This window comes from Malaciobacter marinus (assembly GCF_003544855.1).
Classification (GTDB): domain Bacteria; phylum Campylobacterota; class Campylobacteria; order Campylobacterales; family Arcobacteraceae; genus Malaciobacter; species Malaciobacter marinus.
Window position 1 is genome coordinate 632,871 of the sequence record NZ_CP032101.1, and the last position, 16,589, is coordinate 649,459.

Annotated in this window: 13 protein-coding genes; 3 read left to right on the forward strand and 10 right to left on the reverse strand. The window is 28.5% G+C overall.

Annotation, left to right across the window (positions count from 1 at the left end; genetic code table 11):
- The 3 genes from mqnF (at nucleotide 1) to AMRN_RS03105 (ending at nucleotide 3,514) form a co-directional block, all read left to right on the forward strand.
- Nucleotides 1–1,224, forward strand: a complete 1,224-nt coding sequence (mqnF, locus tag AMRN_RS03095; RefSeq protein WP_099310124.1) for an aminofutalosine deaminase family hydrolase — start codon at nucleotides 1–3, stop codon at nucleotides 1,222–1,224.
- On the forward strand, nucleotides 1,217–2,101 hold the full coding sequence (gene sppA / locus AMRN_RS03100) for a signal peptide peptidase SppA (RefSeq protein WP_099310125.1): 885 nt from the start codon (nucleotides 1,217–1,219) through the stop codon (nucleotides 2,099–2,101). The genes mqnF and sppA overlap by 8 nt, the downstream gene beginning before the upstream one ends.
- Nucleotides 2,102–2,257: 156 nt before the next feature.
- A complete protein-coding gene (locus tag AMRN_RS03105) occupies nucleotides 2,258–3,514 on the forward strand; it encodes a DEAD/DEAH box helicase (RefSeq protein ID WP_099310126.1) in 1,257 nt (418 codons plus the stop codon).
- A gap of 50 nt (nucleotides 3,515–3,564) precedes the next feature.
- Here the strand turns inward: AMRN_RS03105 and AMRN_RS03110 are convergent, their stop codons facing one another.
- The 10 genes from AMRN_RS03110 to AMRN_RS03155 form a co-directional block, all read right to left on the reverse strand.
- The gene (locus tag AMRN_RS03110) at nucleotides 3,565–4,767 is read right to left on the reverse strand and encodes an acetate/propionate family kinase (protein ID WP_099310127.1); all 1,203 of its coding nucleotides are present in this window, start codon (nucleotides 4,765–4,767) and stop codon (nucleotides 3,565–3,567) included.
- Nucleotides 4,768–4,801: 34 nt separating this feature from the next.
- Nucleotides 4,802–5,800, reverse strand: coding sequence for a phosphate acetyltransferase (gene pta, locus AMRN_RS03115; protein ID WP_099310128.1), 999 nt, complete (start codon nucleotides 5,798–5,800; stop codon nucleotides 4,802–4,804).
- 226 nt (nucleotides 5,801–6,026) lie between these two features.
- Nucleotides 6,027–7,220 (reverse strand): acetate/propionate family kinase, encoded by a 1,194-nt coding sequence (locus AMRN_RS03120; protein ID WP_099310129.1) that lies wholly within the window; start codon nucleotides 7,218–7,220, stop codon nucleotides 6,027–6,029.
- Nucleotides 7,221–7,284: 64 nt separating this feature from the next.
- A complete protein-coding gene (locus AMRN_RS03125; protein ID WP_099310130.1) occupies nucleotides 7,285–7,908 on the reverse strand; it encodes a 3'-5' exonuclease in 624 nt (207 codons plus the stop codon).
- On the reverse strand, nucleotides 7,901–9,742 hold the full coding sequence (locus AMRN_RS03130) for a putative nucleotidyltransferase substrate binding domain-containing protein (protein WP_099310131.1): 1,842 nt from the start codon (nucleotides 9,740–9,742) through the stop codon (nucleotides 7,901–7,903). The genes AMRN_RS03125 and AMRN_RS03130 overlap by 8 nt, the downstream gene beginning before the upstream one ends.
- A 173-nt stretch (nucleotides 9,743–9,915) precedes the next feature.
- Nucleotides 9,916–11,568: a cation acetate symporter gene (locus tag AMRN_RS03135; protein WP_099310132.1), complete on the reverse strand. Its 1,653-nt coding sequence runs from the start codon at nucleotides 11,566–11,568 to the stop codon at nucleotides 9,916–9,918.
- Nucleotides 11,568–11,882 carry a DUF485 domain-containing protein gene (locus AMRN_RS03140; protein WP_099310133.1) on the reverse strand — a complete coding sequence of 105 codons (315 nt, stop codon included), beginning with the start codon at nucleotides 11,880–11,882 and terminating at the stop codon, nucleotides 11,568–11,570. The genes AMRN_RS03135 and AMRN_RS03140 overlap by 1 nt, the downstream gene beginning before the upstream one ends.
- 244 nt (nucleotides 11,883–12,126) lie before the next feature.
- The gene (locus tag AMRN_RS03145; protein WP_099310134.1) at nucleotides 12,127–12,759 is read right to left on the reverse strand and encodes a 3'-5' exonuclease; all 633 of its coding nucleotides are present in this window, start codon (nucleotides 12,757–12,759) and stop codon (nucleotides 12,127–12,129) included.
- The gene (locus AMRN_RS03150; protein WP_099310135.1) at nucleotides 12,759–14,573 is read right to left on the reverse strand and encodes a DUF294 nucleotidyltransferase-like domain-containing protein; all 1,815 of its coding nucleotides are present in this window, start codon (nucleotides 14,571–14,573) and stop codon (nucleotides 12,759–12,761) included. Before AMRN_RS03150 ends, AMRN_RS03145 begins: the two co-directional genes overlap by 1 nt.
- A gap of 114 nt (nucleotides 14,574–14,687) precedes the next feature.
- The gene (locus tag AMRN_RS03155) at nucleotides 14,688–16,583 is read right to left on the reverse strand and encodes a sodium:solute symporter family protein (protein WP_099310136.1); all 1,896 of its coding nucleotides are present in this window, start codon (nucleotides 16,581–16,583) and stop codon (nucleotides 14,688–14,690) included.
- Nucleotides 16,584–16,589 lie beyond the last annotated feature (6 nt).

Below are 16,589 nucleotides of genomic sequence, written 5' to 3' on the forward strand. Positions count from 1 at the left end.
ATGAAAATAATAGCTGCAAAGTGGATAGTTACTTGTGATGAAAACGATAGTATCATAGAAGATGGTGCTATTGTTTATGATAAAACAATAAAAGAGATTGATACTTTTGAAAATATTTCAAAAAAATATCCAAATGAAATAATTGAAGAATTAGAAGATAACTCTGTTTTAATGCCAGGTCTTATAAACACTCACGTTCACTTAGAATTTAGTTCAAATACAACAACTTTAAAATATGGTAATTTCATGTTATGGCTTAATTCTGTTATTGCTTCAAGGGATGAACTTGTACAAAAAGCAACAACAAAATTAATATCAAAAAAACTAGAAATGATGAAAAAAAGTGGTACAACAACTATTGGAGCAATCTCTTCATATGGATTTGAATTAGAAGCTTGTTTAAATTCACCTTTAAACACGGTTTTTTTCAATGAAGTAATAGGTAGCAAAGCAGATATGATTGATACATTGTTTAATGATTTTAAAGCAAGGTTGCAAAAGTCTGAAGATAAAAAAAGTGAAAAGTTTTTTCCAGCAATTGCCATTCATTCTCCTTATTCAGTACATCCATTTTTAATAAGAGAAACTTTAAATATAGCAAAGCAAAAAGATTATCCTGTTAGTGCACATTTTTTAGAATCAATTGAAGAGTATGATTGGTTGCATAAAGATGAAGGTGGTTTTTTAGAGTTTTTTAAAAACTTTTTAGGTGAAGAAAAAGCTGTTACAAAGCCAATGAGATTTTTAGAACAATTTCAAAATTTAAAAAATTTATCATTTACACATTGTGTTGAAGCAAGTAATGATGATTTAAATAAAATTGAAGAGTTAAATGCAACAATAAATCATTGTGTTACATCAAATAGAGTTTTAAACAATACTAAACTTGATTTGCGAAAATTGGATAATATTAATTTTTCAATAGGCACAGATGGTTTAAGTTCAAATAACTCTTTATCTATGTTTGATGAACTTAGAAATGTGCTTATGATGCATAGTGAGTTTGAAATAAATAGTTTTGCAAAAAAGATTTTAAAAGCGGCAACTTTTAATGGTGCAAAGGCTTTAGGTTTAAATAAAGGTACTTTAGCAAAAAATAAAGATTCAGATATAATTGCTATAAAACTTCCAGATGCTATAAAGCATAAAGAAGATATATCAACTCACATAATACTACATACAAAATACGTGAAAAAAACTATAATAAGGGGAATTGATGCGTGATTTTTTTAGATTCATGTTTTCACCAATAATTGCTATTTTAGACTTTCTTACTAAATATTTTAAAACAATTGTTTTTTTAACAATAATGTATTTTATTGTATTTGATGCAAATGATTCAACAATGAATAATATGCAAACTGCAAACTTACAAAAAATAGAATTAAGTGGTCCAATTATGGATTCAACAAAAGTTTTAGAGCAAGTAAATCAAGCAAAAGAAGACAATAATATAAAAGGTGTACTTTTTGTAGTTAACTCACCTGGTGGAGCAGTTGCTCCCTCAGTTGAAATTGCATATGCAATAAAAGAGCTAAAAGAGTTAAAACCAGTTGTAGCATATGCAAGTGGAGTTATGGCAAGTGGAAGTTATTATGCTTCAATTTGGGCAAATAAAATTATTGCAAATCCAGGAAGTATGGTAGGTTCAATTGGAGTTATTTTTCAAGGTGCAAATGTAGAAGAACTTATGCAAAAAATTGGAGTTAAAACTCAAACTGTTAAGATTGGTAAATACAAAGAAGCTGGAACACCTACAAGAGCATGGGAAAACTTTGAAAAAGCAGAGTTAGAAAAAGTTATAGATGATACATATGATATGTTTATAACAGATGTAAGTAGTGCAAGAGGACTTAAAAAAGCAAATCATAAAGAGTTTGCTGATGCACATATTTTTACTGCAAGACAAGCAAAAGCAGTAAAATTAGTTGATGAGGTAGCTACACTATCTTTTGCACAAGATGAGCTTATAAAAATATCAAAAGTTTCAACACCTATATGGAAAAAACAAGATAAGTTTGATAAGTTTATTGATAAAGTTATAAATCAAGCAGTTACAAACTTTTCTATTAGATTTATGGATGGTTTAAAAGCTTATTAATTAAATTTTAAAAGACAAAGAAAAGATAAAATTGAAAAATTTATCTTTTCTTTAATAATTGTGATATAATACACAAAAACTATAGTAACTAACCTATATATTCTTCATAAAACACGAATAATTTTACTTGAATTACTAAGATACCAAAGGTCATATATGTCATTTTCACAATTAGGATTGAATCCTAATATTTTAAAAGCAGTAAAAGAGCAAGGCTATACAAGCCCAACTCCAATACAAAAAGAATCAATACCAGTTATACTAAATCATAAAGATGTTTTAGCAGCTGCACAAACAGGTACTGGTAAAACAGCCGCATTTACTCTTCCATTATTAGAAAAAATGAGTCAAAAACCCAATAAAAAAGGGCAAAAATCTTATATAAAAGCATTGATTTTAGCACCTACAAGAGAGTTAGCCTTACAAGTTTCTGAAAATATACAAACTTATAGTAAGTATCTTTCTTTGAAAACAGCAGTTATATTTGGTGGAGTTGGAATAAGTCCACAAAAAGCAAGTTTGCGAAAAGGTGTTGATATTGTTATTGCAACACCAGGTAGGCTATTAGATCACATGTCACAAAAAACAATAGATTTATCAAGAGTTGAATTTTTAGTTCTTGATGAAGCAGATAGAATGTTAGATATGGGATTTATCCATGATATTAAAAAAGTTGTTGCAAGTATCCCAAATAAAAGACAAACACTTCTTTTTTCAGCTACTTTTTCACCTGAAATTAAAAAATTATCAAATTCATTTTTAGATAATCCTAAATTAATTGAAGTTGCAAGAAGCAATGCTTTATCAGAGCAAGTTTCACAAGTTGTTCATTATGTACAAAAAGATAAGAAAAAAAATCTTTTAGCCTTTTTAATACATACTCAAAAGTGGAATCAAGTTTTAGTTTTTACAAGAACAAAACATGGTGCAAATAAGTTAAGTGAATTTTTAAATAAAAGTAATATTCCCTCATTAGCAATTCATGGAAATAAATCACAAGGGGCAAGAACAAGTGCTCTAAGTAATTTTAAATCAAAAAAAATAAGAGTTTTAGTAGCTACTGATATTGCAGCAAGAGGTATTGATATTGAACTTTTACCCCATGTTGTAAATTTTGAATTGCCAAATGTTCCTGAAGATTATGTTCACAGAATAGGAAGAACAGGTAGAGCAGGGAATAATGGTATTGCTTTATCTTTAGTTTGTGATGAAGAGAGTCAATATTTAAAAGATATTGAAAGACTTACAAAAATATCTATTCCTGTAAAAGATATTGAAGGCTTTACTGTTCCTTTATTAAAAAAAGTTAATAAAAAAAGTGATAGTAAAAATAGAACTAATAGAAGAGATTCAAATAAAAAAACTACAACTAATCATCGTAGAAGTACTAGAAGTAGAAATAATAGTAGATAAAAAAAGGCAAGGCTAAAATGCCTTGCCTTTTTTTGTGAAGTATATTTGTTTTATTTTTCAAGTCCAGAAACAAGTTTGTATGTATCATTTGCAATAACAAACTCTTCATTTGTTGGAATAACAAAAATTCTAGCAGCAGAACTATTTGTTGCAATATCTCTAGCTTTGTTTGATCTTTTGTTATTTTTAGTAGGATCAATATTTAATCCCATTCCATCAAGTCCAGCACATACTATTTCTCTTATTAAAGCAGAATTCTCCCCAATTCCACCTGTAAAGCATAATGCATCTATACCATCAAGTGCGGCAACATATGAACCAACATATTTTTTAATATTATAAGCAACCATATCAACAGCTAACCTACATTTATCATCACCTTCTTGCATTCCATCAAGAACTTCTCTTAAATCTGAAGATTTACCAGAAATACCTAAAATACCAGATTTTTTGTTCATTAAATCAAGTGTTTGATTTATTGTCATTTCTTCTTGACTCATCATAAATGAAATAGCACCAGCACCTACATCTCCAGCTCTTGTTCCCATCATCAAACCTTGAACAGGAGTAAGTCCCATTGATGTATCTATACATTTTCCATCTAATACAGCAGAAACAGATGAACCATTTCCTAAGTGACATACTATAATTCTTGTATTGTGTTTTTTATCTAACATTCCTCTTGCTTCATTTGAAACAAAATAGTGAGATGTTCCATGGAAACCATATTTTCTAATACCATGTTTTGTATATTGATCATATGGTAAAGCATACATATAAGCATAATCTGGCATTGTTTGGTGAAATGCTGTATCAAATACTGCAACATTTGGAATACCAGGCATTAATTGTTGACAAATTTCCATACCCATAATATTAGCAGGGTTATGTAAAGGAGCTAATGGAATAAGTTTTTTCATTGCATCAATTACTTTATCAGTAACCATAACAGACGATGCAAACTCTTCTCCACCATGTACAGCTCTATGTCCAATTGCTTCAATATCATTAATTGAGTCAATTACTTTACCTTCACCATCAGTTAATGTTCTTAACACAAGCTCAATAGCCTCTTTATGTGTAGGCATTGAAACATCAATTTTTAATTTTTGATCATTTCCAAATTCATGTTTTAAAACACCATCAATTCCAATTCTTTCACAAATACCAGCTGCTAATACATCTTTTGTTATTGGATTCATTAACTGGTATTTTAATGATGAACTCCCTGCGTTTAAAATAAATACATTCATTTATACATCTCCCTCATATAATTATTTGTTATTTTTAATCTTCTACTTGTGTAGCTGTAATTGCAACTAAATTTGCAATATCTTCAACTGAACAACCTCTTGATAGATCATTTACAGGTTTTGCTAAACCTTGAACAATTGGTCCGTGTGCATCTGCTTTTGCAAATCTTTGTACTAGTTTATAACCAATATTACCAGATTGTAAATCAGGGAAAACTAATACATTTGCATTACCTGCAACACTACTTTCTGGAGCTTTTTTAGCACCAATTGTTGGTACAATTGCAGCATCTGCTTGCATTTCACCATCAAATTTAAAATCAACATTTCTTTCTTTTAAAATTGAAACTGCATCTTGAACTTTAGATACAAGTGGATGTTTAGCACTACCCATTGTAGAAAAAGAAAGCATTGCAACTTTTGGATCTAATCCTACAACATTTTTAGCAGTTGCAGCTGTACTTGAAGCTATATCAGCTAATTGTTCAGGATTTGGATCTGGTAAAACAGCACAGTCTGCAAATAAAATCAAACCATCTTCTCCAAACTCTTTATCTTTAGTTTCCATAATAAATGTTGAAGATACAGTATTTATTCCAGGTGCAGTTTTAATAACTTGAATAGCAGCTCTTAAAACATCTGCTGTAGGTGAATTTGAACCAGCAACTAAGCCATCAGCATCTTTCAATCTTACCATCATACAACCAAAAAATCTTGGTTCATTTGTCATGATTTGCGTAGCTTCTTCTTTTGTTAGTCCTTTTGATTTTCTCAATTCAACTAATTCATTAACATAAGTGTCAATATTTTCAAATTTTTTAGGATCAACTATTTTAGCACCATCAATATTAGCTTCACACTTTTGTGCATTTGCTTTTATATTTTCTTCATTTCCTATTAGGATAATATTTGCTGTTTTATCTTCTAAAACTTGCTGTGCAGCTTTTAATACTCTTTCATCTTCACACTCTGGAAGAACGATATTTCTAAGCTTCTCTCTAGCATTATTTTTAATACTATTTATTAGACTCATTTATATATCCTTTATTTATGATTCATAGAAAATTATAGAAGAAAAGTATAGCAATAATATAGCATTAACGTAGCATTTGAAAAAAAATTATATACATTAAATTAGTGATTGTATAATTTTTGTACATGGTTACCAAAAAAGTATAATTATTGCGTGAGATTGGGGTGTTTTAAAAAGTTTTAAGTTCCTCAGCAAAAATAAAGTTATGATTGCTGAGTTTATATTTTTATAAATCTTTGGCTAAATTATAAGTATCATTTGCAATAACAAACTCTTCATTTGTAGGTATAACAAAAATTTTTACTTTTGATTTATTTGTATTGATTTCTCTTTTCCCTGTTTGTCTTTTTTCATTTTTTTCATTATCTAATTCAATACCCATAAAATTCAAATTTTCACAAGCTTTTTCTCTAATTATGCTTGCATTTTCTCCAACTCCTGCTGTAAAACAGATTGCATCAAGTCCACCAAGCATTCCTGCATATGCACAAATATATTTTTTGATTCGATTGCAAATCATATCAATAGCTAATATGGCTCTTTCATCACCATTTGTACTAGCTTCAATTACTTCTCTTAAATCAGAACTAATTCCAGATACACCTAAAAGACCAGATTTTTTATTTAAATAATTAACTACATCTTGTGCACTCATTTGTTTCTTTTCCATTAAATAAGAAATAGCAGCTGGATCAATATCACCACTTCTTGTGCCCATTATTAGACCCTCAAGTGGAGTTAATCCCATTGATGTATCAATTGATTTACCATCTTTTACTGCACAAATTGATGAACCATTTCCTAAGTGACAAACTATGACTTTTGGATTGTCTTTTTTTAATAATTTATTTGCTTCTTTTGAAACAAAATGATGACTAGTTCCATGGAAACCATATTTTCTTAAAGCAAATTTTTTATAATCTTCATAAGGTACAGCGTACAAGTATGTACTTGGATCCATGGTCTGATGAAATGCAGTGTCAAAAACTGCTACATTTGGTTTTTCTTTCATTAAGTCCATACAGATTTTAATACCCATAATATGTGCGGGATTGTGTAGTGGAGCTAAAGGAACTAATCTTTCAAGTTTTGTAATTACATTTTCATCAATTATTACAGATTTTGAAAAATATTCACCTCCATGAACAACTCTATGTCCAATTGCATCTATGTCTTTTTCTACTGAATCAATAACTTTGTGAGGTTTTGTTACTAAGGATTCTAAAACTAATTCAATTGCTTCTTTATGTGTAGGTAAATTTACATCTTTTTTAGTTTTAGTTCCATTTGACTCAATTGCTAATCTTCCATCTACTCCAATTCTTTCAGCAACTCCTCTAGCAAATACATCATGAGTTGCATGATTCATAAGCTGAAATTTAAGAGATGAACTCCCAGCATTTAAGATTAAAACTAACATACATAACACCTTTCTTGAAATTTGAAAAATTATATCAAAAGGTTATGTAAAAGTAGTGTCTAAATTATGTATGTCTTTTCATTTTTGCTTGATTTTTCAATTTTAAAAACATCATTGCAGTCATCATTGCATCATTATACGCATCATGTTTACCCATAATTGGTATTTGAAGTTCTTTCATAATAGTATCAAATCTTAAATCGATATGTCCTTGAGGAATTGTTTCTATTTTCCAATCGTAATAAATAGCAGAAACTTCTAAGGTTTTATTTGGAAGTTTTATACCAATTTTATCTTTAATATATTTATTAACCATTGCAATATCAAACTCTAAAAAGTACCCAACTAGTTTTCTATTTCCTATAAACTCTAAAAACTCTTCAATTACTTTATCAATATTTTCAGCATTTTCTAAATCACATTCTCTTATATAATGAATTTTAATTGAGTCTTCTTGTAATTTTGTTTTTGGTTTAATAAATCTAACAAATTTTTTACTAGAAACTATTGTATTATCTTTTATTATAACTGCACCAATAGATATAATATCATCAATTTTTGGATTTAATCCTGTTGTTTCACAATCAAAACATACATATTCATCTTGCTTTGGTTTATCAAATAAATAAAGATATTTTTTATCTTTTAACTTTTTTTTACTAAAATGATTTTTTATTAAACTATACATAACTTAACTTGTAATGATATTCTAATTTTTTCTTTAGTTTATTAACAATTTTAAAACTATCTTTTAATAAATCTTTTTCCATAGTATTTAAATCTTCAGGATTAACATAATTATTAATCTCTTTACCTGCATCTAAATTTTGTAGATTTGATTTTAATTTTACACTTGCTAAAAAATTAAATGCTTCTTCTAACTCTTTTGAAAATTCATCATCTATAATATTTAATTTGTTTAGCTCTTTAATCCTTTTTATAGTATTTGTTCTAAAAAGCTTATTCTCTAAGCTTAATGTTCTAATACTTTGAACAAGTATAAATATACCGCCTCTTTTTATATCAATTTCATTTTTATGTTTTTTATTTTCATTATTAAATACAAATCCATCAAAGAAACCCAATGGAACATCAAAACTAGTAATTATTTTTGCAAAATTCATATAAAAACTTTGAGAGTTTGAGCCAACTTTAAATAAGTACTCTTTTAATGATGTAAGAAGAGTTCTATCTCCACTTGCACAAATAGCATCATAAAATATTGCAAGATTCATAAAATCATCACCAGTTTTACCCATAACCCAACTATAAATAAGTTCTTTAAAATCACTAAATCTTCTGCACCAATAAGGATTTGATACCATTATATTCCCCTCACATCTTGGAAAACCAAATTCGACTAGTATTTCAGTAAATTTTCTCGCAAAATCATGAATTTGTTCATCATTTAAACTACAATCATCACTAATAATTAATGCATTATCTTGATCTGTTTTAAGTATTTGTTCCGCTCTTCCTTCACTTCCCATTACAATAAGAGCTGATTTACCTAATAGTTCTTTAGGAGCTAATAATTCAAATATTTTATCAATTAATTTTTTATTTAATTGATTTACAAGTTTTGTGATAAAAGCAATTTTAACACCTTTTGCATTTAATGATTTAATAATTTTTAAAAATGATTTTGATGTATTTTTTAATTCTTCTAAAGTTTGAGCCTTATCTATTTCATTTGAAACAGAAAAAGTGTGAGTTGCAAAAAATGATGAAAGAGATATTTGATCAATTATTCCTACTATTTCATTGTTATTATTCTTTACAACTAATCTTTTTAAACCATGCTTTGACATAATAAGTTGCGCATCAAATAAAAAATCATTTTCATTTATATAAATAAGACCTGTACTAGATATTTTTCCAACGCAATCATCAAAATCCATTCTATTTAAAATCACTTTTTGTCTAAAATCAGAATCAGTTACTATATAAATTTCATCTTTTTCATCTTTTAAAAGCAAAGTGGGAACTCTATGTTCTTTGATTGTTTTAGCAGCTTCATAAATTGTTGTTTTAAAAGGAACAATTATAGCTTTATGTACATTTGCATCTTTTACTTTAGCTATCATCATATTAGCTAACTCTTTATTTTTTTCATGAAGAGTATTATTATTTAATTTTTCTGAAATTGATTGAAAAAAATAACTTTCCATTTTATGATTTTCATGTAAGATTTTTAAAAATATTTTTCTTGGAAGTGCATAACATATTGTCTCTTCTGCAGTAATAAAGGTATTCTTTGAATAGTTTTCTATTAATGAAATTGGATCAAAAAATTCATTTATTGAATAAATAGATAATACTTCTTCACTATTTTTTTCTTGAACAATCCCTTTCATTATTAGATATAAGTTTTCAGGATTTTTATCTTTTTCTTGAATAATTTGATTTTTTTTAAAATACATAATGTCTAAATTTTGACTAAATTCTTCCATTTGTGTTTTATTTAGTTGGTCAAATGGATATATAGTTTTTAAAAAGTTAATTTGTTCTTGAATACTCATATGCTCTTCTTTATTTTAAGTTATGTAAAAATTATTTAAAGATTAGCATATAAAAAATGATAGAAAACTGAGAAAATTATTAATAAATAAAACTGTTATAGTTAAGTTTAAAAGTGTTTCGTTTGGTAAAGTGTTACAAAGAAGCTCAAGCTTCTTTGTAACATTAGAACTTTTTAGTGATCAACTGCACCTTCAGCACCAAAACCAGTTTCAGCTCTTATACTTTGAGCCTCAAAAGCTTTTTGTTCATCTTTTGCTCTTTGAGAATTATCAGTAATTGAAAAAAACCAAATTGCAATAAATGCTGTTGATACAGAGAATAGTGCAGGGTATTTATAAGGGAAAATCGCTTCTTCATTTCCTAATATATCTACCCAAACAATTGGCCCTATAATAACTAAAATAACAGCAGTTAATAAACCAATAAATCCACCAATAACTGCACCTCTTGTAGTAAGTTTTCTCCAATAAATTGATAAAAATAAAATTGGAAAGTTTGCAGATGCAGCAATTGCAAATGCAAGTCCTACCATAAAGGCAATATTCTGTTGTTCAAATGCAATACCTAATACTACACCAATTACACCAATAATAATAACAGCTCTTTTAGAAATTTTAATCTCTTGTTCTTCTGTTGCATTTGGATTAATAACTGATGCATAAATATCATGTGAAATAGCACTAGCACCAGCTAGAGTAAGACCAGAAACAACTGCTAAAATAGTAGCAAAAGCAACTGCTGAAATAAATCCTAAAAATACATTTCCACCAACCATATGAGATAAGTGAATTGCTGCCATATTATTTCCACCAAATAACTTACCATCAACAAAGTATTGTGCACCTGCATCTGAGTTTAAAAATACAATTGCACCAAGACCAATTACAGCAATTACTAGATAAAAATAACCAATTAATCCAGTAGCATATACAACAGATTTTCTAGCCTCTTTAGCATTTCCAACAGTAAAAAATCTCATAAGAACATGAGGAAGACCAGCAGTACCAAGCATAAGCGCCATACCAAGTGAAATAGCTGAAATTGGATCAGTTATAAATCCACCAGGAGCCATAATAGCTTGTCCTTTTGTATGTGTTTCAACAGCTTTAGCAGCTAATGCTTCAAAACTAAATCCAAAGTGACTTAAAACCATAAATCCCATAAAAGAAACACCAGATAAAAGTAATATAGCTTTGATAATTTGAACCCAAGTAGTTGCTAGCATACCACCAAAAGTAACATAAATAATCATCATTACACCAACTAATACAACTGCATATTCATATTCTAAGCCAAACAATACTTGTATAAGTTTACCTGAACCTACCATTTGTGCAATAAGATATAAAATAACAACTGAAAGTGAACCAAATGCAGCTAATGTTCTAATCTCTTTTTGACCTAATCTATAAGCAGCAATATCTGCAAATGTAAATTTTCCTAGGTTTCTTAATTTTTCAGCCATTAAAAATAAAATAACAGGCCAACCAACTAAAAATCCAACTGCATAAATAAGACCATCATAACCACTTAAATATACAAGACCAGAAATACCTAAAAATGAAGCAGCTGACATATAATCACCTGCAATTGCCATACCATTTTGGAATCCGCTAATTCCACCACCAGCTGTATAAAAATCACTTGCAGATTTTGTTCTTCTAGCTGCCCAATATGTAATACCTAATGTACCCATAACAAATACAAAAAACATAATAATTGCTGGAATATTTAATTCCCTTTTTGTTGCCTCAAAACTTGCATCTCCTGCTGCAAAAAGCGAAACTGCAAATAGTGTTGTTAATAATATTAAAATTCTACTCATTATAACTCATCCTTTACATCTTCTTTTACTTGATTTGTTAAATCTTCAAACTCACCATTTGCTCTTCTTACATAAATTAAAGTTGTAATAAAACTAATTATAATAATTGCTCCTCCAATAGGATATCCTATTGTCATAACACCCTCTCCAGTTTTAATTCCCATAATGCTTGGATTAAATGCAATTACTAAAATATATGCATAAAACATTACTAAAACTAAGATTCCTAACTTTAGTGCAAAACCAGTTCTTTTTGATACTAGTTCTTGATATTTTGGGTTAGATTTTATTTTTTCTACTAACTCATCATTCATACTTTCCTCCTAAGTTTAGTGAATAATTCTATACTAATTAGCCTAATTATAAAGCTGTCTAAAGTACCTTAAAATCGACTTCGTAGCATTAAAATAGCATTGGCTATCTAGTATTTGATTATACATATAAATAATGTTTTGTGCTAGAAGTGAGTAGGGCTTTAAGTGAAATTTAAACCTGTAAAGGAGTATGAGTAACTTTTTGTAACTAAAGTGTATGAATTGTGTAAAAACGTATGTTTTATTAGTTGGTATAAAATGTAGTTTTTGCTGGAGTTTTATCTTTTAATTTCAAAAATATCATTGAAGTCATAATAGCATCATTTAATGCATCGTGTTTTCCAAGTTCTGGAATATTTAATTCTTTCATAATTGTATCAAACTTTAAATCAACAAATTCGTACTCACTTGAACGTTTTTTTGTTTTATAATACATAGATGATACTTCAATACTTTCATTGGGAATTTTTATACCAATATATTTTTTTGTATATTTAGAAATCATTGCAATATCAAACTTTATATAATATCCTACAATAGGTCTTGCACCAATAAACTCAAGGAGTTTTAATATTGCTATTTTTGGTTCACTTGCATTTTCTAAATCAATTGGTCTAATTTGATGAATTTTAATTGATTCTACATTTACATTAGAAGAGGGTTTTACAAATATATTGAAATTTTTTCTAAAAATGATTTTATTATCTTTTATTAAGACAGCACCAATAGATAATATTTCATCTTTTCTTGGTTTTAGTCCTGTTGTTTCACAATCAAGGCATATATATTCACCCTTTGGAGGCTCATCAAATAAATATAAAAAACTTTTATCTTTTAAAGATTTTTTTTGAAGATATTTAATTAAATTCTTAATCATTACAAAATCTTATCAATTTTAAATGAATAGATAATAAACTTCTTAAAAGCAAGTACTATTTTAAAACTATCTTTTAGTAAATCTCTTTCAATTTTACTAAGTTTATGAGTATCAATTTCATTATTTATTTTTGTTTTATTGTTGTTTTGTTCTAATTGTGATTTTAACCTTAAAGTGCTCAATACTTCAAAAGCTTCAATTAATTCATTTGCTAACTCAGTATCAATAACTTTCTTATCTTGTAAAATTTTAATTCTTTTAACTGTTGTTGTTTCTCTTATCTTTTCTCTTAAAGCTAAACTTCTAACTCCTTGTACAATTGGAAAAACACCAGTTTTTTTAATATCTATTTGATGGCTTTTTGTCATAAAATTTGCAACTGTAGTTGGAGTATCAAAAGTTAAAGTAGCTTTTGCAAAATATGCTAGGAAAACATCTTTATCGTGAAGTTTATTAAATAAATAGTCTTTTAAGTTTATTAATAATTCTTTATCTCCAGCTACTGCAAAAGAATCAAAAAATATTGCTAGATCCATATAGTTTTGCATATCTGGTGCTTCTATCCATCTTTTTGTCTCTTTTTCATAATCTTTTACACTTTTACACCAAAAAGGATTTGAAACCATAATATTACCCTCGCATGGAGGATATCCAAAATCTATTAAAGTTTTTGTCATAGTATTCATATAAGTTCTATACTGCTCAATATCAACATCATTTCTAATAATAAGAGCATTATCTTGATCTGTTTTGACTATTTGTTCATTTCTTCCCTCACTTCCCATAACCATAAAACATGCATCTTTTTGAAGATTTTGTGGAACAATAAGTTGATATAATTTTTTATAAACTTTTATATTTAATTGACCAATTAAGTTTGATATATGATTAACTTTCACACCTTTTGATTGCAATGCTTTTATAATATTTAATAAATCACTGCTAGCAGATTTTAAGTCTTTTATTGTTTTTGCTTTTTTTATTTGAGTATCAACAACAAAAGTATGGTTTGCAAAATGTGAAAGGACATCAAGTTGTTCTAATATTCCTACTAATTCATTTTTATTATTTGTTACTCCAACTCTTTTTATGCCTTTTTTTATTAGCAATGTTAAAGCTTCAAATAAATAATCATCATTTGATACTGTAAGTAAAGGAAATATTGCTATATCTTCAACATATATTGATAAATCTCTTCCTTTTAATAAAACTTGCATTTTAAGTAATGAATCTGTAATTATTCCATATTCATCATCTTTTTGTACAATAATAGTTGAAGTTTTAAATTCAATTGATTTTGCAATTGCATTTGTTAATGTTGTTTTACCTTGGACAATACACGGTTCATGAATTAGTGTATCTTCAACTCTTGCAATCATAAAAGAAGATAATTCAGATGTATATTCTTTTGTTTTTAGTGTTTGAATTTTGTTTACTAAATTGTTTAAGAAAAAATCTTTAAACTCATTATTTTGTTCTATAAGATTTAAAAAAGTATTTCTTTCAAGTTCATAACAGATTAAATCTTCTTGAACTCTAAAAGTGCTTTTAGTTTTTGAATATATAAGTGAATTAGCATCAAAAGAGTCTTCATGATGATAATCCATAACAAGCTGTTCATCTCTATATTCATGAACAGAGCCTTTTATAATAACAAAAAAATAGTTTGAAATATTCTCAGGATTAATTAAAGTAGTATCTTTAGGATAGTAAGCTATATCCATATTATTAATACAAATATCCATTTGCTTTTCATTTAATACTTCAAAGGGATGAATTTTTGATAAAAATGCTTGTTGGTCACGAAGACTCATTTTTTATCCTTTACATAGCATTTTTTAATGCTAATTATCTATATATCTAATATAGAAGTAATATGGCATTAAAGAATACTATAAAAAGCCGGTTAATCCCGACTTTTTAATAGTTTAGTGATCATGCGCTTCACCAGCTCCTGATGGAATTCTGATGTTTTCTACAATCTCTTGTACATGTGCAGGTGGTTCTGGTGTCATTCTTGACACAATAAATGCTACAATTAAGTGTAACAATGTACCAACTGTACCGATACCTGTTGGAGCTATTCCTAAGAAATAGTCTGCTTTATCTCCACCTAAGAATACAAAGTAAATTATATATCCAAAAGTAAAGATTAAACCAGTTAATATACCAGCAATCGCACCTTCTTTATTCATTCTTTTATCAAAAATTTCAAGAATAATTGTTGGGAAAAATGCTGCAGCTGCTAAACCAAATGCAAAAGCAACAACTTGTGCAACAAATCCTGGAGGGTTAATACCCAAATAACCAGCGACACAAATTGCAGCAATTGCAGCAATTCTAGCCCACATTAACTCTGATTTCTCAGTAAGTTTAGATTTACCTGTTTCTTTATCTTTAAATATTACTTGTCCCATCAAATCATGAGAAATTGCTGAAGCAATTACAAGTAATAAACCAGCTGCTGTTGATAATGCTGCTGCAAGACCACCAGCTGCGATAAATGCGATTACCCAATTTGGTAAATTTGCAATTTCAGGATTTGCAAGAACCATAATATCTCTATCAACATATAGCTCATTGTGTAAACCATTATTTTTTGCTAACTCTTCTTGAGTTGGCGCACCTTTACCATTAGTTGTAACTCTATTACCAACTTCTGATCTTTCATCTTCTACAAATTGAGGTTTACCTTTTGGTCCATCAAAAGCTGTACCACTTGCATATTGGATTTTTCCATCACCATTTCTATCTGTCCAAGCAATTAATCCACCTTGTTCCCAAGTTTTAAACCAATTACCATCATTTTTAGTACCATCTGAATGAGATAGTTCACCATTAACAAATGCTTTATAATCAACATTTTGTACATTTTTGATTAAGTTAACTCTTGCAAATGCAGCAACAGCTGATGCTGATGTATACATAATTGCAATAAATACTAATGCCCATCCAGCAGATACTCTAGCGTCTTTTACAGTTGGAACTGTGAAAAATCTTACAATAACGTGAGGAAGCCCTGCTGTACCTAACATCAATGCAGTTGTTAGCATAAACATATTCCATAAGTTACCTGGCTCTGTATAAGCTGTAAATCCTAAATCAGTTATTGCACTATCTAAAGCATGAAGTAAATATGTTCCTTCTGGAATAACTCTAACCCCATTGTCAAATGCAAAAGTTGTTTGTCCAAAGATACCTAATTGAGGTAAGAATGTATCAGTTACTTGTAATGAAAGAAATATTGCAGGAATTGTATATGCAAAAATCATTACTACATATTGTGCAACTTGCGTATAAGTAATACCTTTCATACCACCAAGTACTGAGTAAAAGAATACAATAACCATACCGATTATAACACCTGTATTTACATCAACCTGTAAAAATCTTGAAAATACGATACCAACCCCTCTCATTTGACCAGCAACGTATGTGAAAGAAACAAATATTACCGCAATAACTGCAACTGTTCTTGCAACATCTGAATAATATCTATCTCCTACAAAATCAGGAACTGTAAACTTTCCAAATTTTCTTAAGTATGGAGCTAATAACATAGCAAGTAGAACATATCCACCTGTCCATCCCATTAAGTAAGCACTTGCATCACTACCAATAAATGCAATAATACCTGCCATTGAAATAAATGAAGCAGCACTCATCCAATCTGCTGCTGTTGCCATACCATTTGCTACTGGGTGAACCCCTCCACCAGCAACATAAAAGTCTTTAGTTGAACCCGCTTTTGCCCATAGTGCAATACCAATGTAAATAGCAAAAGATATACCTACAAATAGGTAAATTAACGATTGTAATTCCATTTTTTA